Consider the following 21,848-nt stretch of genomic DNA (forward strand, 5'->3'; position numbering starts at 1 on the left):
CTGCCCCATATTGCATCAGATGCATCATCCGTGCCCATTGGCGGGCGGCATCTGCCTCGGCCTGGAGTTCGGGTCAGGCGTTTGCGGTCGCGGTGAACTCGGGGCTCGGACGATACGTCAAGTGTTCGGGAATCCATGAAGGGGTCCTTTCGTCAGAGTGATCGCGAAGCAGACTGAGTGCTGTTGGCACACGATCAAATCGGCGTAAGCACCGGAGCTAGGCGACCCGAGAGATGCCACCAGGACGCGCTCACCGACGAGTGACGGATCGACCTCCACTCCCACTTCCTCGACTACTCCCCCACAGTCGAATCCAGGGGTGTAGGGAAGTTCAGGAAGACCGAAAGAATAGGTACCGCTCCGAATGTAAGTGTCGGCGGGATCGACTCCAGCCGTGTGTGCACGCGGACAACGACTTGATCGCGGCGCACGATCATCGGCGTAGCGGGCAGCAACGCAACGAACTCAGTGATGGCGATGCGGAAACACATCGCGGCGAAGGCCACACGATCCGACCTGTTCCAACCCGGTGACCGGCTTGTCAATGGTCTGACCTAGGATCTGCAACTTCAGGTCGTACTGGTCGCTCCAGATATATGGGATCGTGGGCACGCCTTCGGGGACATCGAGTCCGAGCACTTGCGGCACAATACGCGCCACTTGACCCGCAACGTTGTTCCAGTGTTCGGTCCTCCGATAGCGCTCTCCTGTCTTCCAGGCCGCGACATCGCCTACTGCCCAGACATCTTCGCCGCTGGTGCGTCCATGCTCATCGCATAGGACGCCGTTGCCCAACGCTGTGCTCGACCTATTCAGCCACTGGGTATTCGGTGCGGCACCGATGCAGACGACAACGAAATCTGTGGCGATGCGGGATCCATCGGTGAGGACCACGCTGTGGACGCGGCTTCCGAGAGCGACACGCTCTCCGTCGACGGCGTGGAGGTGCGCGTCATCGAGGTCAAACAGGCCGACATCCATCCGACCTCGATCGTGCACGTTCCCTCGATCGACCTCGTGGTGGCAGGCGACTCGATCTACAACGAGATTCATCCCATGCTCGGAATCTCGAGGCCCGAGGAGTGGGAGGTCTGGCTCGAGACCATCGACCTCGTGGAGAGCCTGGCGCCCAAGATGATCGTGGCCGGCCATCGTCGTCCCGATGGCGACGACCGTGCGGTCGAGGCGATGATCAGTCAGACTCGAACCTACATCCGCGACTTCGCTGCCACCTACGACGGCGCCACGTCGCCCGAGGAGATCGTCGATGCGATGGTCGCGAAGTACCCGCACCACGGCAATCTCTGGACGTTGCAGTTCTCAGCCATCAACGTTCTCGCGTCGAAGGATGCCGGAATCCAGGCCGCAAGCTCAGCGACCTGACTGCGTCGCCGCGGTCTCCGACGACGGAAGTGGCTCCGGCAGGTCAGACTCGCGATAGGGAACGTGGCCTGCGGGAGGCGCCTCGCCAGCAAAGCCTCGGCACCCGACGAATAGTTCCAATTCGTGATGCGGGTGCTGATCTTCTCGGAGAACACTCGCGTGCAGTGCGCGGCCGCGAGCGCGTCGAGCTGGCCCTGCAGCTCCTGCTGGGCCGTACTGCAGCGGGCGTACCCGATCCGGATCGGCGCCCCGTTCGTCTCCGGCTTCGCCGCGACGACCTGCGGTCCCTGCGTCCACTTCTTGCCGGGGCCCCGGTCGCCCGGGACAGCGACGGTGAGCTCGTCGCGCAGCGACGGCACGAGGATGATCCGGGCGGGCGGCGGTCTTCCCGGCCCGTGTCCGGCATGGGTTTCCCGTCGGCGCCTCGCACTTAGGTATGGCGTTCGACCGCGGCGGCGGCCTGTTCCGGGTTCACGTCCATTCCCGATTCTCTCAGAACTCCCTCTCGCAACACCGAGGTTGTGAGAGGTGTTGTGCGAATCGCGACCTGCGAGAACGTGGTACGGATCGGGCCGTTCTCAGAACTCTCACATTCGGACTCTCACATCCGGTCGTTTATGCGAACCCGGCCGTTGCGCGATCGGTTGAGAGAGTTGTTCCGGTTCTTCACGTTTGACGCCGTCATCAGGGTTCGGCTCCGATCGCATCGCCCCGTTGTCCTTAGCCCAGAAGAACCCGAAGATCCCCAGCGCGAAGGACCTACCCAGGCATATACGCCCGATTCTCGGCGAGTACTACCGCAACCCCCCGCTGACGGGCGGCGGTGTCATCGCGTCCCGCCGCGGCCAGGTCGATGCCCTTGGTCTCGGGGATCAGGCGCCAGGCCGTGAACGCGGTGAGCAGGGCGAGTGACATGATGTAGAAGTTCGCGGCCCAGGGGACGTCGAGGCTGTTGAGCAGCTGGTTCACGTAGGGGGCACTTCCGCCAAAGATCGCCGAGGCACTCGAGAAACCGATACCGAGTGCCATCGCCCGGATCGGCGTCGGGAGAATCTCGGGCATGGCGGCGGAGACACAACTTCCTGCGCAGACAATCATCAGGCCGACAGTGGCGGCGACCAAGAGCGTCCACGGCCGATCGCTGATCAGGGTCATCAGCGGGAACTGAAGGACGACGATGCCGACGCCGAAGGTGATGAGCATGGGACGTCGGCCGATCTTGTCCGACAGCAGGCCGAACCAGGGCACGGCGACAGTGGCGATGACGGTGGCAATAAGTGACATCCAGAATGCCGAGTTGGCGTCCATGCCCTTCTGCACGATGGCGTAGGTCGACGCGTAGGACAGCCAGGTGTAGTGCGCGGCGCTGATACCGGACATCAGAGCGAAGCAGAGCAGGATGCCGCGGATCAACTGCCTGCGGGAGACCGGCGGCGCAGTGGTCGTGCCCGAGGACACGCCTGCGGCATGCTCTTCGAACACCTCACTCTCATCCATTTGGCGGCGGAGGATCAAGACGACAACCGCGAAGGCGCCGCCGAGCAGGAACGGAATGCGCCAGGCCCAGTTCGAGACGGCGGTAGCGTCGAGGGCGCCGGTGACCGTCGCGCCGGTCAGGTAGGCGATCACGGCTCCACCGAAGACGGCGACGAAGGTGAAGCTGCCCCACATACCGCGGCGCTGCGGAGTGGACATTTCCGTGATGTAGACGGCCACGGTCGCGGATTCGCCACCGTGCGCGAAGCCCTGGATCAGTCGCAGTGCCAGCAGAAGCACCGACGCCCAGGTGCCGATGGAGTCGTAGGTCGGCATCAGTCCGATCGCCAGGCTTCCGCCGGCCATCATCAGCATCGTCGCGATGAGCACGAACTTACGTCCGCGGCGATCGGCGAGCCGACCGAAGAAGACTCCTCCGAGCGGGCGCATCAGGAAGCCGACAGCAAAGACGGCCAGCGTGGAGAGCAGGGAGGAGACAGGATCGTCGGCATTGAACACTGCCGCGGCGATGAACGGTGCAAAGACAGCGTAAGCGGTCCACTCGTACCACTCGAGTACGTTGCCGACACCGCTGACTACGACGGAGCGCAGCGGCGCACGGCGCCGCGCCGCGTCGGGCGCGATTGTATGGGTCATGAGGGCTCCTGAGTCGAACAGTGCTGGGAAACCGGTTAAGACTGGTGACAAAGGACGCGACAATTCTTGGATCAGGGACACCACCAAGGTATGGATCAGTGAAGGGCGACCCGTAGGACAATCGTGCCCACTGGGGGTAGAGAAGCGCCCTTCTCCATCCAGTTCGAGTATCAGCTTCCAGGAAGGGACTGGAACATCGTGAAGCTGGTCACGACATGCGGGTACTCGGGCAAACGGAGGTATCGAGGCCTTCCACCTACGTCCGGAGCCACGAAGGGCCGGGAAAGCGGTCCTCCACGGTGACTGGGCTTCGCGCGCCCGCTAATCGAGGCGCAACTGCTGGCTCCGAGATCGCGAGTCACCGTGTCGGCGACAGTCGCCGCCCAGCTATCACCGACTTTGCGATTCCGGCGCGCGCCGTTGTGCCACCCAGGTCGCGATCTGAGTGCGGGAGTTGAACCCGAGTTTGGCGAAGATGTGCTCCACGTGTACGTCGACGGTGCGTCGGGAGATGACCAGCTTGGCCGCCACGTCCTTGCTCGACATTCCCTGCGCCACCAGGTCCGCGACCTCGCGCTCTCGAGGTGTCAACAAGCTGTCGGCCTGTCGGGGCTCGACGGGGGAGACTCGGTGCTCTCGGAGCGCGAAGGTCAGCATCTCCTCGACGGTGAGCTGGCCTCCGCGGGCAAACGCGGTGTCGAAGCCGGGGTTGCCCATCGCCTGCCGAGCCATGTTCTCGAACTGTTCGCGCCGCGCGAGCAGGTGTTTCGCTCCGAGCAGTGGGACGCCAACGGTCTGCCAGACCTGGTCCGATGCGCCGAGGAGCACGGCGGCTCGCTTGCAGTCGCCGCTCGCCGCGGCGGTCCAGGCGAGAGCGTCCAGGATGAAGGCCGAGCCCAGACTGTCCTGGGTGAACCGCTTGAGCTGGAGCGCCTCGCACAGGTCGGCTTCGGCCTGCTCGAGCTCGCCCTGGAGGAGCCTCAAGAATCCCTTCGCCCACATGGCGTAGGACAACAGCCAACGCTCGCCGGCCTGCTTGCACTGTTCGCATGCCTCCTCGGCCACGTCGGCGGCTCTGTCAAGCTCGCCGGACAGCACGTAGGCCATGGTCAGTGCAGGGCGCACACTGTTGGGGTAGTCGGCGGGTACGTCGGCGCGCCCATATCGCTCGAGCGCTTCAACCAACAGTGGAATCGCAGCTCTCGGGTCGGTGCCCAGTGCGCGTAGGCCGAGCATATGGGTTGCGTAAGCCAGGCCCTGTGGGTCGCCCAGTCGGCCCGCAAGATCGTGGACGGCGTCGATCAGTGCAGTAGCAGCAGCCTCATCGCCCTGGAAGACAGCGATGTCAGCGGCGGTGCCCAGCGCCCAAACCCGCTCGAGACTCGGTTCTTGATCCATTGCCAACGCCCGGTCCAGCCACAGGCGGCCTTCGGTCATGAAGCCGAGCGCAGTCCAGAGGAACCAGGGCCGGCCGGCCATTCGGAGTCCGACGCGCACCTCGTCTGGCCGCGCGAGGCAGAATTCGAGCGCCGCGCGCACGTTCGGATGCTCCACACGGAGCAGGGCCGCCCAATCCTCCTGACCCGGGCCGAACCACTCCGCGGCAGCCTTCTCGATGAGCCGCCAGTACCAATCCCGGTGCCTGCGTTGCACCTTCGCTTCGGAGCCGGACTCTCGTAGTCGGGCCTGGCCGTACTCCCGGATAGTTTCCAACATGCGGAACCTGACACGCCGGCCGTGCTCGCCGCGGATCAGGATCGATTTGTCGGTCAGCCCGGCCACCGTGTCGAGAAGGGCCTCCTCGGCGAGCAACTCGTCCGCGCAGACAGCCTCGAGCGCGTCAAGACCGAACCCACCAGCGAACACTGATGCGCGCGCCCACAGGGTCTGCTCCGCCGGAGTACACAGCTCGTAGCTCCAGTCGATCAGTGCCTGAAGGGTCTGATGCCGCTCCGGCAGGTTACGACTGCCCTCGCGAAGCAGCTCGAACCGACTATCCAGCCGATGCGCGAGCTCCTCCACCGTGAGCACGCGCAACCGTACCGCTGCCAGTTCGATCGCCAACGGGATCCCCTCCAGTCGCTGGCAGAGCCGGATGACCGCCTGTTCATTGTCGGGGGTGATCTCGAAGCCGGGAACGACCGCAGCCCCCCGGGCGGCGAACAGGTCGACCGCCGCGAACTGCGTCGCCGAGCCGGGAGCGAGATGGGCATCGACGTCGGGCACCGGGAGCGTTGGAACCGGGTACACATGCTCACCGGCGATCATCAGTGCCTGTCTGCTCGTGGCGAGGATCCGCAGTTTCGGCGCCACCCGGAGCAGCCGGTCCACCAGATCCGCGGCTGCCTCGAGCATGTGCTCGCAGTTGTCGAGGACTATCAAGGTGTGCCGGGGGCGCAAGTAGTCGGTGAGGACCAACGGGGCGGGGGCTGACTGCTCGCGAATCCCGAGTGCATCTATCAGCGTGTGCGGCAACAGGTCCGGGTCCTTCAAGGAAGCCAGTTCGACCAGGCACACCCCATCCGGGAACGCGTGCCGGAGATCATGGGCCACCCGCAACGCGAGGCGGGTCTTGCCGACCCCACCCACTCCGGTCAACGTGACGAGCCGATCGGCGGAGAGAAGCTTTCGGACAGTCTGGGTCTCGGATCGACGACCCACGAAGCTCGTCAGATCCGCGGGCAGGTTGTCCGGCTGCTTGGCCGACCGTGAGGCCATGGTGCGGGCAGCCTAGCCCATCGCGCCTTCGACTTGGAAGAGTCGGGCTAGAGCCCGAATAGGTAATGCCGAATAGGTAATGGGATACGTCATTCACACAATGTCCCCCGTGGTGGTCCACAGGCAGGCTGTACAGGCAGATCAAACCTAGTCCACTGCTTTGGGAGGCCCCGATGACCGCGACCGCAGCCACCGAAATCGAGGTCCTCGACGTCGAGGCGGCCGGGCCTGGGGCCCGGTGGGAGACTGCGGTCCGCGATGTCTCGGGGCCGATGACGGTGCAACACCGCAAGAGGCGGGGCAATGCCACTCGCTTGCGTGCGCGAGACGTCGGCGACCTCCAGCTCGCGGACTGGGACTGCCCCGCCCTGCAAAGCGTGCTGTCGCTGGGTAAAGATTGTGACGCTGAGCGCGATGTCGTCGTTGTCGTGGCAGGTGACTGGGGCGACGAGCGACTTTCCTTTGCGGGCCCGAAGGCCGCGCTGGTGAACGGGACAGTGGTCGTGGCGACCGGCGGTTACGACGGTGACGGCTTCTCGGTGCCGGAGCGGGTCAGGAAACGCACGCTGACCCTGCCGCGGGCCGCGCTGCTGGCAGCTGGTTGCGACGCGAACATTCCTGGCTGCCTCGTGCTCGAGCAGGACCGGCCGCTGGTCGGCGTCCTGTTTACGACCCTTGACCAGGTCTGGAGCCGGCTACCAGCCATGCATCCCTCGGAGATCGAGGCGACCCGCGGGGCGCTGGTGGCACTGACTGTCGGCATCATCCGCGCAGAGACCGGCTCTGTCACAGGTCGATCGGTCTTGGCTGATTTGCGTGCGCAGATCGACAACTGGATCACGCGCAATCTTCGTAGCGGTTCGATCCATATCGAGGATCTTGCGGCCGCCCACAACGTCTCGACACGAACCATCCACCGGGCCTTCGCGCTGACCGGGGACACCATGACCGCTCTCGTGCGTGCACGGCGTATGGCCGCGGTCCGCGAGGAGCTTGTGAACTCCAACATGACCATCGCGACGATCGCTCACCGATGGTGCTACTACGACCCCAGCCACCTTCGCCGGGAGTTCCACCGCTGCTTCGGGGTCTCGCCGAGCGAGTATCGGGAAAGCCACGGCTGCTGATGCCCGTTCTGACTAGCAACGCGTGAAGAAGGGTGCAGATATGGATTTCGGAATGGACGCGGTCGTGGAGGTGAGTTCGATCGGACCCAGGGACGTCGCCTGGTCGCCCTCGGCAGAACGGATCGCCAGTGCCCGGATCAGTGAATTTATCGACTGGCTGCAGGCTACGGGCCGATTCGAGGCCACCTCCTACCAGTCCTTGTGGGACTGGTCGGTGACCAGTCCGGAGGAGTTCTGGGCGGCGATGAAGGACTACTTCGGGGTGACCATGACCGGTGTTGGCCCGGTGCTGGCAACACGGGAGATGCCCTTTGCCCAATGGTTTCCCGGCAGGCGGCTGAATTATGTGGACATGGTGCTGAGCCATGCCCAGTCGTCCCGCCCAGCGATCATCGACGATTCCGAACCTGGCGGGCCCGGGCCGCGGACGGTGTCCTGGACCGAGCTCTCCTGCCAGGTGACCGCGCTGGCGAACTGGTTGCGCGCCCGGGGCGTCGGCGAGGGCGACTGTGTGGTCGGATACCTCCCCAACATTGCAGAGGCGGTCATCGCCTTCCTCGCCACCGCGAGCGTTGGAGCGACCTGGTCGTGCTGCGGACAGGACTATCAACCGGAGGCGGTTGTCGACCGCCTCGGACAGCTCGCGCCGGTGGTCCTCGTCACGGCTGACGGCTACCGCTTCGGCGGACGCGAGGTCGACCGCCTCGCGGCCCTGCCAGCCCTGCAGGCCGGGATGCCGACGCTGCGTGAGGTGCTCGTCGTCGGCCGACTTCACTCTGATGCGAGTGTTTCCGCAGGCACCACGCCCTGGGTCGAGGCAGTCACAGGGGGTGGGCCGGCCATGACTCCCGCGCACGTGCGGTTCGACCACCCCCTCTGGGTGCTGTTCTCCTCGGGTACGACCGGGAAGCCGAAGGGGTTTGTTCACGGCCACGGTGGAGTCGTGCTCGAGCACCTCAAAGCCCTTGCCCTCCATCTCGACCTAGGGCCTTCCGACACGTACCTGTGGTACACCTCGCCGAGCTGGATGGTCTGGAACTCCCTCGTGAGCGGCCTCCTCGTCGGCGCGACGATCGTCTGCTACGACGGAAGTCCGTCGTACCCGACCGACGACGCGCTGTGGGCGCTCGCAGCCCGGCACGAGGTCACCGTGCTGGGCACGAGTCCGGCATACCTCCAGGCCTGCGCCCGAGCGGGCCGGTCACCCGGCACCGACCACGATCTGCGTCGCCTGAGGACCCTCGGGGCCACCGGCTCCGTGGTCGCTCCCGAGTTGCACTTCTGGGTTGCCGATCACGTCGGCCGCGATGTGCCGCTCGCCTCGGTGACAGGGGGGACGGATGTCGCCAGCGGGTTCGCGGGCTTCGTGCCGATCCTGCCGGTGCGGGCCGGGGAGATCTCGGCCCCGTACCTGGGCGTGGCCCTTGACTCGTGGGACGCCGACGGCCGAAGCCTGCGCGATGCCGTGGGCGAGTTGGTGGTGACACAGCCGATGCCGTCCATGCCGACCAGATTTTGGGACGACGGCGACGGGGACCGCTACCGAGAGACCTATTTCGAGAGCTACCCGGGAGTCTGGCGGCATGGTGACTGGGTCACCATCACCGAACGGAACACCGTGATCGTCCACGGACGGTCTGATTCCACGCTGAACCGTAACGGGATCCGGTTCGGTACCGCCGACATCTATCGCGTCGTCGAAGAACTTGCGGAGGTAGCGGAAGCTCTCGTGATCGGGGCGGAGCAGCAGAACGGTGAGTACTGGATGCCGCTGTTCGTCGCACTGTCCGACCACGCCGAGCTCGACGACGCGCTCCGCGAGCGCATTGTCGGACGGATCCGCGAGGCGGTCTCGCCCCGAGTCGTGCCGGACGACGTGATCGTCGTCCGGGCGATCCCGCACACCCGAACGGGCAAAAAGCTCGAAGTCCCGGTCAAGCGCATCCTGCAAGGCAACGACGTCTCCGCGGTCGCTGAAGCACGATCGATCGACGACCCGTCCCTGCTGGAAACCTTTGCCCGCTACGCAGCCACCCGTGCCGCGAACTCACCGGTGCATGGCGCGTGAGAACCAGCTGGCGGTGGGCCTATCGGTTTACTCACGCCCAGCGAATCGTGGCGGCTGTGTACCGGTGTCCGGCATGACCGACCTACGTCCCGGAAACGGCGCGCTCATACCGTTGATCTAACTGCGGTGGGCCGCAGGCCCACCCGATGCCACTGACCAATCACTCCCATTCTGGAGGTACTTCATGAATACCGACATCCGCCCGCCCGCCGCAGCCGCCCCGCCGATCCGAGCGACCGTGTACGTCGGTCGCTGGCCCGAGATCCCCGCGGGAGACTGGCCTGATGTTCCCCGCGGCAAGTTCTCGCCCACCACTGCGACGTTGATCAGCGGCCCGACCGAAGCTGTGCTCATCGACGCCCAGTACCTCGAGGATGACGTCCGGGACCTGGGCGACCTGATCGAGCGCACCGGGAAGCAACTCACGACGATCTACGTGACGCACGCCCATGCCGATCATTACCTGGGCATCGGTCCCCTGATGGAGCGGTTCCCGGACGCGAAGTGCGTTGCGCTGCCCCACGTGGTCGAGGCCATGAAGGAATCCATGGAACTGCAGCAACAGCAGTGGGCGATGCTGTTCGGCGACGCCTGCGTCGTCAGTGATGCGCTCCCCGACCCGATCGACGACAACACGCTCTACGTCGACGGCTCGCCTCTCAACATCGTCGAGGTGAAGCAGGCCGACATCCATCCCACGACGATCGTGCACATTCCGGAGATCGATGTCGTCGTTGCCGGTGACTCCATCTACAACGAGATCCACCCGATGCTCGGTCTGTCGACGCCCGAGGAATGGCACGACTGGCTCGAGACTGTGGACCTGGTGGAGAAGCTGGCCCCCAAGGTGATCGTCGCCGGCCACCGCAGGCCCGACGGCGACGACCACGCCGTCGATTCCATGATCGCCGAAACACGTTCCTACATCCAGGATTTCGCCGCCGCCTACGAGGTTGCGGACGATGCCGAGGACCTGGTCCGCATCATGTCGGCGAAGTACCCGGGGCATGGGAACCTCTGGACCCTGCAGTTCTCGGCCATGAACGCGATCCAGCTTCGAGACGCAGGTTCGACCGCGGCGGAAATCCGGCCGTAACTTCCCAGGCTGGACCCCGCGCCAGCGAACGACGCCGCAGCTCGGAACTCGCAGAACAGCGAGCCTCGAGCCTCGAGCCTCGACGCGGGTCCCTCCTGCCCCGGCCCATCGCGGCGATGGGTGCAGTTCTAGGCGTTCGGCTGAGCACCGCCACTCGATATCGCGTGGTGGCCGCGAGACATTGTGTGACTCGCTCGCAACGGCACCACGGTCGAGTCGTAGGTCGCGCCGTGAAACAGGCCGGGCCGAACCGGGTGCGTCTCGACGGCCGGCCCAGTCCCGAAGCGGATATCGATGGGATTTCTGGGATTTCGCGGCCGGGATAACGGAAACCGCACGTGGCGGACGTGTCCTCGAAGTGGGCGCAAGCATCCCTTCAATGGTGTGTTCCACGTCACTACCTTCTTCAACAAGCGTACAAATTTCGGAAGGATCTTTAATGCCACGTGAGGATATTGAATTCTCAGCGGACAATGTCACTTTGCGCGGATGGTTCTATCCCGCAGAAGGGGTCGATTCCAAGGGCCCAGTGGTGGTGTTGGTCCATGGACTGTCCGCCGTCAAGGAAATGTATCTCGACGACTACGCCGAGTCCTTTTCCCAAGCGGGACTGAACGTTCTGGTGTATGACCACCGAAACTTCGGCGCGAGCGACGGCGTTCCGCGTCAGCACATCGATTCGATCACCCAGGCCCGCGACCTTCGCCACGCCATCACGTATGCGACTGGCCGCGAGGACGTCGACCCCGGCCGTGTCGGCATCTGGGGATCCAGCCATGGCGGCGGCCTCGTGCTGAGCGTGGCCGCGGTCGATCGTCGGGTGCGGGCCGTTGTCGCTCAGGTCCCCTTCATCAGCGGGTCCGGCCAGATGACGCGGCTCGTTCGTCCCGACTTCCTGCCAACGGTGCGTGCCCAGCTGGACGGCGAACGACGCAACCTCTACGACGGCGGGGAGCCCACGCTCATGCCGGCCGTGGACGCCGATCCGATGGCTCCCGCGCTGATGGCCAGCGTCGAATCCTGGGAGTTCTTCACCAAAACCGCGCAGGACAGGGCTCCGTCCTGGCGCAACGAGGTGACCCTCGGTTCCCTCGAACGGATCGTCGAGTTCGAGCCCGGCGATGGAATCCACCGAATCTCACCGACCCCACTACTGATGATCGTGGCCGACCAAGACATCAGTGCGTACGCAGAACTCGCCTTCGAGGCCTACGAACGGGCCCTGCAGCCCAAGCAGTTGCTCGTGCTGCCTTGTGGTCACTTCGACGTGTATACCGGTGCCGCGTTCGAGGCGTCGTCAAAGGCTGCGTGCGAACACTTTGTGCGCGCCCTGGCGTAGAGAAACCCACACCGAAGCAATCGCTATCGCGGCACAAGTCCCGCCGCACCAACCCAATGAGGAGGAACCGCCATGCCGTACTGGGAGATCTTCACCCCCGAGAACGCCTTCACCCCCGAGGACAAGGAGCAGCTGTCCGAGGCGATCACGTCGATCTACGTGGACTACGTCAACCTGCCACGGTTCTACGTGGTCGTCCTGTTCAAGGACATGCCGAAGGAGACGATGTATGTCGGGGGAAAGGCGAACAACAACTTCGTCCGGATCCGACTCGATCACATCGCCCGGCAGATGGAGACCGCAGAGGTTCGCGCACTGATGATGACAGTGGCCGAGGAGAAGCTCGCGCCCTTCATCAAGGAACGCGGCTACGACTGGGAGATCCACATCGACGAGACCCCCATGGACCTCTGGCGCACGCAGGGTCTCGTGCCGCCGCCGCCGGAGTCGGACATGGAGAAGCTCTGGGCCAAGGAGAACCGACCCGTCCCGTACGACGTCGCTGCCTCGTGACTGAGGATCCCGGGGTACGTCTCCGGACGGTGAGATGTGAACCCGGATGCCATCGGAGTTTGGGGGGTCCAGCCTTGCCGGCGGACACGCGCTCAGTGTGGCGGCCGTGGACCGCCGCATCCGCGCTGCCGTCGCCCAGGTTCCGTTCATCAGCGGCTCCGGCAATCTCACCAGGCTCGTTCGCCCCGAAACCAGCTACATCGTCTAATGGAAAGGAAGGTGGCCATGCCTGCAACACTCGAAGGTAAGGTCGTGATCGTCACTGGATCGGGCGGCGGAATCGGCGCTGTGATCGCCGCCCGGTTCGCGAAGGAAGGCGCTCGGGTTGTCGTCTCCGATCGACACCGCGGAGCCGCCGAGGCAGTTGTTTCCCGCATCCCCGGCGCGAGCGCAATCCCGGCTGATGTGACCCGCGAGCAGGACGTTTCTGCGCTGATAGAACGGACTGTCGAAGAGCATGGGGCTTTGCATCACGTGGTCGCCAACGCTGGGATAATCAGCGCATCGCATCCGATCGCGGAGACGCCGCTCGATGTTTGGCGATCCACCATGTCAGTCAACCTTGACGGTGTCTTCCTGACCATCAAGCACAGCGCGGCGGCTATCGCGAATTCCGGTGGTGGATCGATCCTCACCCTCTCGTCCATTTCGGGGACCGGGGGCACACCTCTCGCGGCGGCTTACGGGGCGTCGAAAGCTGCAGTTCGCAACCTCACCGCAACAGCTGCAGGTGAACTCAGAGCACAGAACGTCCGAGTCAACGCCCTGGTGCCCGGCTACGTTGATACTCCGCTCATTGACTCTGAAGTCCCGGTTTGGGAGTCCACCATGGGCCTCGCCCCTGGCGGTTTCGCTCAGGTAATCGACCAGAAGCAGGGGCGGTTGATATCACCAGGGGATATCGCAGATGCGGCTCTTTTCCTCACTTCGGACCAAGCTTCGATGATCACCGGGAGTGCCTTGACCGTCGACGGCGGTTTCACGAGCCAATTGTTCTGAAAAGTTCATAGGATGGGTTGTGTCACGGGAGTCCAACGTGAGGTCACCATAATTCAATGCCCGGCGAAATACAGCGGACTGCCCGGGAAACCGTTCCCCGGGAACCGCGGCTCGACGGCAGTTCGCAGGCAGCGAGACCCTCGACCGCTGACCCCTTCGGCCGAGGGCCGTCACCCGTCGCGCGTGGACCGAGGACGCCCACCTCCTCGGCCGGGCCCCACGCGGCCCGGCGCGAGATCATCCTCACCCCCTTCGATGAACTCCTTGAACTTCGACATGTCGTGGCGTTGAATTCCCTGCTCTGCCCGGCAATGTTGGGTGGTGGTGGAATCGGTCTACCAGCCCCTGCGCACGGCGAACGGTGGTCGTGTCGCAGCATACGGATAGCCTGCCGCCGGGCCACTGATGGTGATCGCCGGGTTGCCGTGCCATCTGGAGGTTTCCGGTATGGCCTCGGCCAAAACGAACCCAGGTGACCGCAGAACGGCGTTCAGCCCCTTTCGCCTCCTGGACCGGCCTCGGTAACAGCTGACGAAGCGGATGTCCGCGACCGTCAGCTACTGCTCGTCCTAGAAATGGGTAGACGCAGGCATAGTCGACGAAACGTACGGACGTCGTCGTCGTCGTCGTCGCAAGCATCTCGGCATTGGGCTGTCACCGTGGTGGACAGCCCAATGACGAATTCCGAATCAGCGTCGATCGGTGAGTGCCTGGATCAGTGTTCGCAATCCGTCGGCATCGAGGTAGTCGACGAGGGTGTCGGCGAGCGTGGCTGGGTCGGCTTCCAAGCGACGGAAGGCGCGGATGACCTTCGCCGCGGTGACGGGAGTTCTTGTTGGCAAACGGTTTTCAGGATCAGGCGTGGGATCCGGCTCGGGCTTCTTGTGTTCTCGCTGTTGTTCGGCTGCCCAGGCTTGGACTTGGGCCTCAGGTCGGTACACAAGCGGGTGGCTGATGGACGTAGTCGGAAACAAGGGCGCGCACAGCGAGGTTCAGGCGATCAAGATCGCAACACCGACAACGGTGCAGTGGATCCTCGACGAGGCGATTCAAGTTCACGGCGCAGCAGGCCTGTCACAGGACTTCCCCCTCGCGAACATGTATGCCGGGATCCGCACTCTTCGCTTCGCCGACGGGCCGGACGAGGTGCACAAGAACGCTCTGGCGAGAAACGAGCTCCGCCGCCGGGCAGCAGAACGCGCAGCACGATGAGGCCCAGTCGAGGCTTCATCGACTGTTATGTCCCGACGGTGGGCGCGTTCGTCCCTGTGGCGCCGCCCTGCGCGCCCTTACGGTCGATGAAGACCGCAACCGAGAGAAGAGGATGTGCCGATGTCCGGTGAGGACGTGGAGTTCGACGCCGATGGCGTGACATTGCGCGGCTGGTTCTACACAGCGCAAGGAACTGATTCTCCCGCGCCGGCCGTCGTGATGGCGCACGGCTTGTCCGGCGTGAAGGAAATGCATCTCGACGACTTCGCCGAGGTGTTTTCGTCCGCGGGCCACGAACGAGCGCTCGAACCGAAGCGGCTTGTCGTCACGGACGGTGGGCACTTCGATCCCTATATGGGCGTGATCTTCGACCAGGCCGCGCAGGCAGCCTGCGACCATTTCACGGCTCACTGACATAGCGGTTTGGTCGACTCCGGCGGTTGCTCTCAACAGACTGTCTGGATATTCGGCCGGAAAGGTTGTACGGCGAAATGCAAGATATCTCCTACCAAGAAGTAGGCCACGTCGGGGTGATCAAACGGGGGTTGTGCAGTGACGTAGCGGGGCTCGGCCGCCTCGCGCAGATCGTCGGGCGCGAGCTGGCAGCAGAGTTGCTTTTCACTGGCGAGATGATCGATGCGGAGAGGGCCCGGCAGATCGGACTTGTCAGCCGAGTCGTCGACGACGAGCAGGTGATGCCGGTCGCACTCGAGCTGGCGGAGAAGATCGCGGCGAACCCGCCGTTGGCGGTCACTGCGACCAAGCGCGGCCTTCGACTCGCACTGGATCCTGACTGGAATGAATTCGGACGCTGGGTGACCGCCACACAGACGTCGTTGTTCACCACCGAAGATCACCGTGAGGGTGTCCGCTCATTCCTCGAGAAGCGCGAGCCGCGGTATGTCGGTCGCTGATCGCGTCGGCCGCGAACAAGGTGTTTCGCAGCCGTGGGGCGGTGAGCAACCACCATTGGTCGCGGAGAACAAGGAGCGCAAGCCGATGAGTTCCACACGAGACAGCGCCGCTGATTCGCGGGCATCCGCAACGAACTCCGTGATCGTCACGCGAAGCGGCGCGATACTCACACTGACGATCAACCGGCCCCATCGCAAGAATGCACTCGACGAGGCCGCTTTCACTCGACTTCGAGATGAGATACGAATTGCAGGAGCCGACGAGACCATTCGTGTGGTCGTGCTGACGGGGGCAGGAGGAGACTTTTGCTCCGGCGCCGACCTTGCAGGCGAGAAGGAGCCGCGACACCCTCTGAACCGGATGCGCTGGATGGGTGACATCGCCGAGGAGTTGCATCACCTGCCGCAACCGACCGTGGCCAGAGTCGAAGGCGTCGCGGTAGGAGCCGGTTGCAATCTCGCGCTCGGATGCGACCTCGTTGTCGCCTCCACCACGGCACGCTTCTCCGAGATCTTCCCCAGACGCGGAATGTCCGTCGATTTCGGCGGCTCGTGGCTCCTGCCTCGCGTCGTAGGGCTCCAGCAGGCGAAGCGAATGGCCTTCTTCGGCGAAATCATCGACGCCGACGAGGCACTGCGGATCGGAATCGCGACCTGGGTGAAGGCACCGGACGAACTCGACCACTTCGTCCTGGACCTGACTACTCGACTGGCCAGCGGTCCTCCCATCGCGCTTGCACAGTCAAAGGTGATGATCAACCAAGCGAGCAGCTCGACATTCCGTGAGGCCCTGGAAGGTGAGTCCCGTGCCCAGCTGATCAACTTCGCGACCGACGAGCCCATGGCATCGCGGGCGTTTCTCGACAAGACCGAACCCACATTCGAAGGGACCTGGCAGTTGTGAGCGAACCGACCAAGCGAAAGTTGAGTTGAACCGGCTCAGTGACCTGTGATCGCCATAAGTCGATGATCTCCTCTGCGGTCATGGCCGCAGAGGAGGCACACCGTCGGGAATAGTGTCCTGTCTCATTGCATATGAGACATGCTCAGCGCGTTTTGGGTCGTTGAGCTGCGATGCCTCATATGCGTGAGATTCCTCGAGGCGCAGGAAGTCTTGCCGATCATGAGGCAATACATCAAGCGTCAAAGATCCGTCAGTGCCGTCTCACCACGTCAGCAGACTCGGCACCTCAGTTTAGTGAGACGCCATACCGAATACCTCGGATCGGAGAGCCCTACCTCGGGTTGGGTGAGACAGGACAAATAGATCGTTTTCCGACACCCGCCCTGAACAGCAAATTTACCAAGTCGAGGGCGTCGATAACCCGTGTCGGAAAACTATGTCGTAAAACCTCGTCTCTGGGTATGTCGTCACTCGCCGTATGTAAACACCCCACAGAGCACCGCGTCCGGTCACCGGGAATGCCCCGACCCCCGCGCCGGAAGCTCCGCTAGAACGGTGAGGACACCGATCCTCTACAACCACCGATCCCCTACAGCGGAGTACCGAAAGAGATGCACATAGGAATCGCGCCGCCCATCGTCGTCCAGCATCCCGCCGTCGTAGCGGAGTGGGAGGCCGGCGCCGGGATCGAGGAATTGACCCGGATAGCCGAGACGGCGGACCGCCTCGGCTATCACCATCTCACCTGCAGCGAGCACGTGGCCGTGCCCACCGATGTTGCGGCCGAGCGCGGCTCCACGTACTGGGACCCGCTCGCCACCCTCGGTTTTCTCGCCGCGCGGACGAGCGGCATCCGGCTCGCCACACAGGTCCTGGTGCTCGGTTATCACCACCCGCTCGAGATCGCCAAGCGGTACGGCACGCTCGACGCGGTCAGCGGTGGCCGCCTGATTCTCGGTCTCGGCGTAGGCAGCCTGCGTGAGGAGTTCGCCCTGCTCGGCGCCCACTTCGACGACCGCGGACCACGCGCCGACGACGCCCTCGCCGCCCTGCGCGCGTCGCTGTCCCGTTCCCGGCCGGAGTATCACGGCGCCTTCTACGATTTCGAGGACGTCGTCGTGGAACCGCATGCCGTGCAACCACGGGTCCCCCTGTGGGTGGGCGGGCGCACGCTCCGCTCACTGCGGCGCGCGGTCGCCTTCGGTGACGGCTGGGTCCCGTTCGGTCTCTCGCTCGACGAACTGTGCACCCTTCTCGGCAAGGTCGAACTACCCGCCGGCTTCGAGGTGATTCTCAGCGCGGGGGCACCACTCGACCCGATCGATAACCCCGACACCGTGCGCCGCGCCCTCGAACGACGCCGCGATGCCGGCACCACGATCGTCAGCGCGACCCTCGCCTCCACCGGGGCCGGACATTACTGCGAGCAACTGGGCTCCCTCCGGCAGCTCGGCGACGAGCTCGGCCTCACTTTCCGAACTACTTCCTCCGACGACAGGACACATCCGTGACCGACTCCGAAAAACAACTTCTCCAGTCTCTCCTCGGACGGGTCGCCGTGCTCGAGGACAAGCTCGCGATCCTCGAATTGATGACCGCCTACGGTCCCGCCATCGACAGCGGCTCGGCCGAGGCGGTGGCCCGGCTGTGGACCGAGGACGGTGTGTACGACGTGGACACCGGCGTGCTGCGCGGACATGCGGCCATCACTGCGATGGTGCAGTCGCAGGCACACCAGGGCTGGATCGGCGGCGGTTGCGCGCACATGCTCGAGCCCGGACACATCCGGGTCGATGGGGACACCGCTGTCGCGACTTGCAAGTCGCAGTTGATCATTCGTGACGAAGACGGATTCCGTGTACACCGGATCACGGCCAACCGCTGGGAGCTCGCCAAGATCGACGGCGTGTGGAAGGTGACCCGCCGGACCAATCGGCTCCTCGACGGCCGTGAGGAGGCACGGGCCCTGCTCGCCGCCGGCGTCCGCAGCTGATCCAGACGACCGCGGGGCCCGCACAAGTGCGGGCCCCGCGGTCGGTGGGAGGGTCAGGCCACCATCTCGGACTTCGGTACCGCGACGTCGGTGGGACGGTCGATCCTGTTGCGGGTCAGCAGGAGTCCCATGACTCCGGCGAGCACACCCGCGACGGCGAGGGTGAAGAACGCGTACACGAAACCCTGCTCCGGGAAGTGCGAGGCACGACCCACGAGCATCACTCCGGGGATCGCGAGGATGGTGATCATCACCTGGCTGCCGATCGCGCTGCCCAGCGAACCGGACAGGTTGAGCATCCCGCCGGCGATACCCTGGGTCTCGGCGGGCACCGTGCGCATGATCAGGTTGGGGAGCGTCGCCGACGCGGAGCCCAGCCCGAGCCCGATGACCAACTGCCCGAACATCAGCTGAAGCGTCGAATCATGCAGCGTCGCAAGCAGGAATGATCCGAGGGCGAGCGCGAATCCGCCGAACACCAGAACCGGAGCCGGGCCGATGCGACGCGTGAAGTACCCGCCCACCGGTCCCGCGATCATCGACACCACGCCGGTGGGCACCGTGTAGATCGCGACCGCAAGTGCGGTCGCGCCGAATCCGTACCCCAGCCCCAGGTCGGGGTCGGTCATCACGAACATCGGAATCAGCATCGAATGGCTGACCAGGACGAACTGGACGAAACCGCTGGCGGCCAGCGTCTTCGCGACGGGCGGGTGCCGAAGCATCTGCAGATCGATGAGCGGCTCCTTCGGGGTGCGCTCGTAGACCAGCCAACCGGCCAGGACGGCGAGGCCACCGCCGAGGAAGAGCAACGTCTGCGGCGAGGTGTATCCCCAAGTGGACGCCTTGCCGATGCCGAACAGCAGCAGGAACGCCCCGGCTCCGAGAATGAGCGCCCCGAGCACGTCCAGCTTGGAGCGCGTCCGCAGCGTGGTCTCGGGAACGAAGATTGCGACCGCAATCCCGACCACGGCCACGTGGAGCAGCTGCGCCCAGAACACGCCGGTGTAACCGAAGTGATCGATGAGGTAGCCGCCGATGATGGGTCCGAGGATGGTGCTGGCGCCCATGCCCGTAGCGATGAAACCGACCGCCACGGGAATGATTGCGGGCGGCAGAATGTCGCGGATCAAGCCGTAGGCCAGGACGAGAATGGCCATGCCCGCGCCCTGGAGCCCGCGGCCGACCAGGAAGAGTTCGAAGTTCGGGGCCAGAGCGCCCAGCAACGACCCGGCACCGAACACCGCGGCCGACACGAGCATCATCCGCTTCTTGCCGTAGATGTCACCGAGCTTGCCGACGAGCGGGGTGGACGCGGCGAGCATGAGCGTGACGATCGTGATTACCCAGCCGACGTTCGCAGTCCCGAAGTGCTTCGAGATCTCGGGCAGTGCCGGGGTGACGAAGTTGTAGGCGAGGGGAATGACTTCGACCAGGAGAATGATCAAGGCCAGGAGGGCGTACGACTTCCCGCGCGAGAGCGGTGCGCGCTCCGCCTCGCCTGGGGACAGGGGAATGTGGTTCATATGAGGCTCCGGTGTTTCGAGAGGATCAGCACGCTCAACCTGGCATGCGCGCCAGTGACCTCGACCACAATTCCCACTCAGCGAGACCTCGCGGAAAGTAGAAAACATTCTCGTCAGAACATGGCTTTGACTAGTGACTTGCGGGGATGCCATACGCTAGAACTAGAATGAAATCTAATTTTTCTATCGAGGAGTACGCATGACGGAATCGCTGAACCTGGCTGGACGCACTGCCGTCGTCACCGGCGCCGGTGCGGGACTCGGCCGCGCCGAAGCCCTCGCCCTCGCCGCGGCCGGGGCCGCCGTCGTCGTCAACGACATGGGCGACAATGCACACACCGTCGCGGAGGAGATCACGGCTGCCGGAGGTCAGGCGACGGCGGTCACGGGCGACGTCTCCGACTGGTCGCTGGGCGAACGCCTCGTCCAGGAAGCAGTCGGCACCTTCGGATCGATGGACATCCTCATCAACAACGCCGGGATCCTTCGCGACAAGATGATCTTCAACCTGTCCGAATCCGACTGGGACGACGTCATTCGCGTTCACCTCAAAGGGCATGCCGCCACGTCTCGTGCGGCCTCGGTGCACTGGCGCGAAGCGAGCAAGGCCGCGGGAGGGCCCGTGTACGGACGGGTGATCAACACGTCGTCCGAGGCCTTCCTCTTCGGTTCGGCCGGCCAACCCAATTATTCGGCGGCCAAGGCCGGAATCACCGCTCTCACCCTGTCGACGGCGCAGGGGCTCTCACGATATGGAGTGCGCGCCAACGCCATCTGCCCGCGCGCCCGCACTGCGATGACGGCCGACGCCTTCGGGGCAAACACCGCCGCGGACGCGGGGCCCGATCCCCTCTCGCCCGAACGCGTCGCCACACTCGTCCACTACCTGGCCTCCCCCGCCTCGGACGAAATCAACGGGCAGGTCTTCGTCGTCTACGGCAAGATGGTCGCCTTGATGGCGGCACCAAAGGTCGAGAACCGCTTCGATGCAGCGGGATCCGCCTTCTCACCCGAGGAACTCGAAGGACTTCTGACTCCCTATTTCGCGGGCCGCGGACCGTACGAGAACTACGCCGCGTTCAGCGTCGCGGAACTCGAGAAGGCGGCGCTGGCCACCGCCGCGACCGTCGGCGTCTGACCCGAACGCGCAAAGGAACACCATGAGACTGCAGGGCAAGACAGCAATCGTGACGGGCGGGGCGGGCGGGATCGGGCGAGCCATCACCCGGGTCTTCGCCCGTGAGGGCGCCAATGTTCTCTTCGTGGACATCGACGACGAACGCGGCACGGCTCTCGAGAAAGAACTCGGCGCGGCCACCCGCTTCCTGAACGTCGACATCTCCCGGCGGGAGTCAGCCGACCAGATCCGTGACGCCGCAGTCGAGGCGTTCGGGTCCGTCGACGTTCTGGTCAACAACGCGCACGCGTCGCGCCAGGCACTGCTGGTCGATCACACCCAAGAGATGTTCGACCTTTCCTTCCAGACCGGGTTCTATCCCGTTGTGTACCTGATGCAAGCGTGCTACCCGCAACTGAAGTCGGCGAAAGGTTCGGTGATCAACTTTGCGTCGGGATCCGGTCTGGACGGCATGCCCACCCAGACGTCGTATGCCGCGGCGAAGGAAGCGATCCGGGGCGTGAGCCGCGTGGCCGCCAACGAGTGGGCGGCCGACGGGATCCGGGTGAACGTGATCTGCCCGTTCGCGGCCACCGAAGGAGTCCTCGCGTGGCAGGCCGCGTTTCCCGAACGCGCGGCGGCCTCCGTGGCGAAGGTTCCCCTGCAGCGCATCGGCGATCCCGAGACGGACATCGCGCCCGTGGCGGTGTTCCTCGCTACCGACGATTCGCGGTACATGACCGGCCAGACATTGATGGCGGACGGCGGCAGCATCAAGCTGCGGTAGTACGTCCGGACAAGGAGAC

21 protein-coding genes and 2 pseudogenes are annotated in these 21,848 nt (G+C 64.5%); 17 read left to right on the forward strand and 6 right to left on the reverse strand.

Going from position 1 to position 21,848, the window contains the following annotated elements:
* Window positions 1–117: 117 nt before the first annotated feature.
* A pseudogene (locus tag L1080_RS25750) lies at window positions 118–390 on the reverse strand (alcohol dehydrogenase catalytic domain-containing protein); the annotation flags it as partial.
* Window positions 391–465: 75 nt separating this feature from the next.
* The gene (locus L1080_RS25755) at window positions 466–894 is read right to left on the reverse strand and encodes an FAD-dependent oxidoreductase (protein WP_250775284.1); all 429 of its coding nucleotides are present in this window, start codon (window positions 892–894) and stop codon (window positions 466–468) included.
* A gap of 3 nt (window positions 895–897) precedes the next feature.
* Here L1080_RS25755 and L1080_RS25760 point away from each other — a divergent pair, with 3 nt between their 5' ends.
* On the forward strand, window positions 898–1,383 hold the full coding sequence (locus tag L1080_RS25760; protein WP_374435108.1) for an MBL fold metallo-hydrolase: 486 nt from the start codon (window positions 898–900) through the stop codon (window positions 1,381–1,383).
* Between the two features lie 164 nt (window positions 1,384–1,547).
* Complete coding sequence (locus tag L1080_RS25765; protein WP_374435111.1) at window positions 1,548–1,817, forward strand: hypothetical protein; 270 nt, start codon at window positions 1,548–1,550, stop codon at window positions 1,815–1,817.
* Between the two features lie 325 nt (window positions 1,818–2,142).
* Here the strand turns inward: L1080_RS25765 and L1080_RS25770 are convergent, their stop codons facing one another.
* Together L1080_RS25770 and L1080_RS25775 are read right to left on the reverse strand one after the other, a co-directional pair.
* Window positions 2,143–3,516, reverse strand: coding sequence for an MFS transporter (locus L1080_RS25770; protein ID WP_250775286.1), 1,374 nt, complete (start codon window positions 3,514–3,516; stop codon window positions 2,143–2,145).
* Between the two features lie 390 nt (window positions 3,517–3,906).
* Window positions 3,907–6,234: an ATP-binding protein gene (locus tag L1080_RS25775; protein WP_159918524.1), complete on the reverse strand. Its 2,328-nt coding sequence runs from the start codon at window positions 6,232–6,234 to the stop codon at window positions 3,907–3,909.
* A 173-nt stretch (window positions 6,235–6,407) separates the two neighbouring features.
* On the opposite strand from L1080_RS25775, the gene L1080_RS25780 reads away from it, so the two are divergent.
* From L1080_RS25780 to L1080_RS25810, 7 genes are all read left to right on the forward strand, one after another.
* Window positions 6,408–7,361: an AraC family transcriptional regulator gene (locus L1080_RS25780; RefSeq protein WP_250775288.1), complete on the forward strand. Its 954-nt coding sequence runs from the start codon at window positions 6,408–6,410 to the stop codon at window positions 7,359–7,361.
* 40 nt (window positions 7,362–7,401) lie between these two features.
* Complete coding sequence (locus tag L1080_RS25785; protein ID WP_250775290.1) at window positions 7,402–9,429, forward strand: acetoacetate--CoA ligase; 2,028 nt, start codon at window positions 7,402–7,404, stop codon at window positions 9,427–9,429.
* 184 nt (window positions 9,430–9,613) lie between these two features.
* On the forward strand, window positions 9,614–10,525 hold the full coding sequence (locus L1080_RS25790) for an MBL fold metallo-hydrolase (RefSeq protein WP_250775293.1): 912 nt from the start codon (window positions 9,614–9,616) through the stop codon (window positions 10,523–10,525).
* Window positions 10,526–10,964: 439 nt separating this feature from the next.
* On the forward strand, window positions 10,965–11,864 hold the full coding sequence (locus L1080_RS25795; protein ID WP_250775302.1) for an alpha/beta hydrolase: 900 nt from the start codon (window positions 10,965–10,967) through the stop codon (window positions 11,862–11,864).
* Window positions 11,865–11,936: 72 nt separating this feature from the next.
* The gene (locus tag L1080_RS25800) at window positions 11,937–12,377 is read left to right on the forward strand and encodes a tautomerase family protein (protein ID WP_120661785.1); all 441 of its coding nucleotides are present in this window, start codon (window positions 11,937–11,939) and stop codon (window positions 12,375–12,377) included.
* 46 nt (window positions 12,378–12,423) lie between these two features.
* A complete protein-coding gene (locus tag L1080_RS25805) occupies window positions 12,424–12,585 on the forward strand; it encodes an acetylxylan esterase (protein ID WP_236603332.1) in 162 nt (53 codons plus the stop codon).
* Between the two features lie 17 nt (window positions 12,586–12,602).
* The gene (locus tag L1080_RS25810) at window positions 12,603–13,376 is read left to right on the forward strand and encodes an SDR family oxidoreductase (protein WP_250775304.1); all 774 of its coding nucleotides are present in this window, start codon (window positions 12,603–12,605) and stop codon (window positions 13,374–13,376) included.
* Between the two features lie 689 nt (window positions 13,377–14,065).
* On the opposite strand, the gene L1080_RS25815 is transcribed toward L1080_RS25810, so the two are convergent.
* Window positions 14,066–14,218, reverse strand: coding sequence for a hypothetical protein (locus L1080_RS25815; protein ID WP_250775306.1), 153 nt, complete (start codon window positions 14,216–14,218; stop codon window positions 14,066–14,068).
* Between the two features lie 100 nt (window positions 14,219–14,318).
* Here L1080_RS25815 and L1080_RS25820 point away from each other — a divergent pair.
* From L1080_RS25820 to L1080_RS25845, 6 genes and pseudogenes are all read left to right on the forward strand, one after another.
* Window positions 14,319–14,588 (forward strand): annotated as a pseudogene (locus L1080_RS25820) (acyl-CoA dehydrogenase family protein); the annotation flags it as partial.
* Window positions 14,589–14,723: 135 nt separating this feature from the next.
* Entirely contained in the window at window positions 14,724–15,002 is a 279-nt protein-coding gene (locus tag L1080_RS25825; protein ID WP_250775308.1) for a hypothetical protein, read from the forward strand.
* A gap of 77 nt (window positions 15,003–15,079) precedes the next feature.
* Window positions 15,080–15,502: an enoyl-CoA hydratase/isomerase family protein gene (locus tag L1080_RS25830; RefSeq protein WP_250775310.1), complete on the forward strand. Its 423-nt coding sequence runs from the start codon at window positions 15,080–15,082 to the stop codon at window positions 15,500–15,502.
* An 85-nt stretch (window positions 15,503–15,587) separates the two neighbouring features.
* A complete protein-coding gene (locus tag L1080_RS25835) occupies window positions 15,588–16,406 on the forward strand; it encodes an enoyl-CoA hydratase/isomerase family protein (RefSeq protein WP_250775312.1) in 819 nt (272 codons plus the stop codon).
* 611 nt (window positions 16,407–17,017) lie between these two features.
* Window positions 17,018–17,917 (forward strand): TIGR03619 family F420-dependent LLM class oxidoreductase, encoded by a 900-nt coding sequence (locus L1080_RS25840; protein WP_250775314.1) that lies wholly within the window; start codon window positions 17,018–17,020, stop codon window positions 17,915–17,917.
* A complete protein-coding gene (locus L1080_RS25845) occupies window positions 17,914–18,399 on the forward strand; it encodes a nuclear transport factor 2 family protein (RefSeq protein WP_159918515.1) in 486 nt (161 codons plus the stop codon). The genes L1080_RS25840 and L1080_RS25845 overlap by 4 nt, the downstream gene beginning before the upstream one ends.
* Before the next feature lie 53 nt (window positions 18,400–18,452).
* On the opposite strand, the gene L1080_RS25850 is transcribed toward L1080_RS25845, so the two are convergent.
* The gene (locus L1080_RS25850) at window positions 18,453–19,925 is read right to left on the reverse strand and encodes an MFS transporter (protein ID WP_159918514.1); all 1,473 of its coding nucleotides are present in this window, start codon (window positions 19,923–19,925) and stop codon (window positions 18,453–18,455) included.
* 199 nt (window positions 19,926–20,124) lie between these two features.
* Here L1080_RS25850 and L1080_RS25855 point away from each other — a divergent pair, with 199 nt between their 5' ends.
* Together L1080_RS25855 and L1080_RS25860 are read left to right on the forward strand one after the other, a co-directional pair.
* On the forward strand, window positions 20,125–21,063 hold the full coding sequence (locus L1080_RS25855; RefSeq protein ID WP_250775316.1) for a 3-oxoacyl-ACP reductase: 939 nt from the start codon (window positions 20,125–20,127) through the stop codon (window positions 21,061–21,063).
* A gap of 22 nt (window positions 21,064–21,085) precedes the next feature.
* On the forward strand, window positions 21,086–21,829 hold the full coding sequence (locus L1080_RS25860; RefSeq protein ID WP_250775325.1) for an SDR family NAD(P)-dependent oxidoreductase: 744 nt from the start codon (window positions 21,086–21,088) through the stop codon (window positions 21,827–21,829).
* Window positions 21,830–21,848: the final 19 nt, after the last annotated feature.

The organism is Rhodococcus sp. MSC1_016 (assembly GCF_023667485.2).
Taxonomy (GTDB): domain Bacteria; phylum Actinomycetota; class Actinomycetes; order Mycobacteriales; family Mycobacteriaceae; genus Rhodococcus_F; species Rhodococcus_F oxybenzonivorans.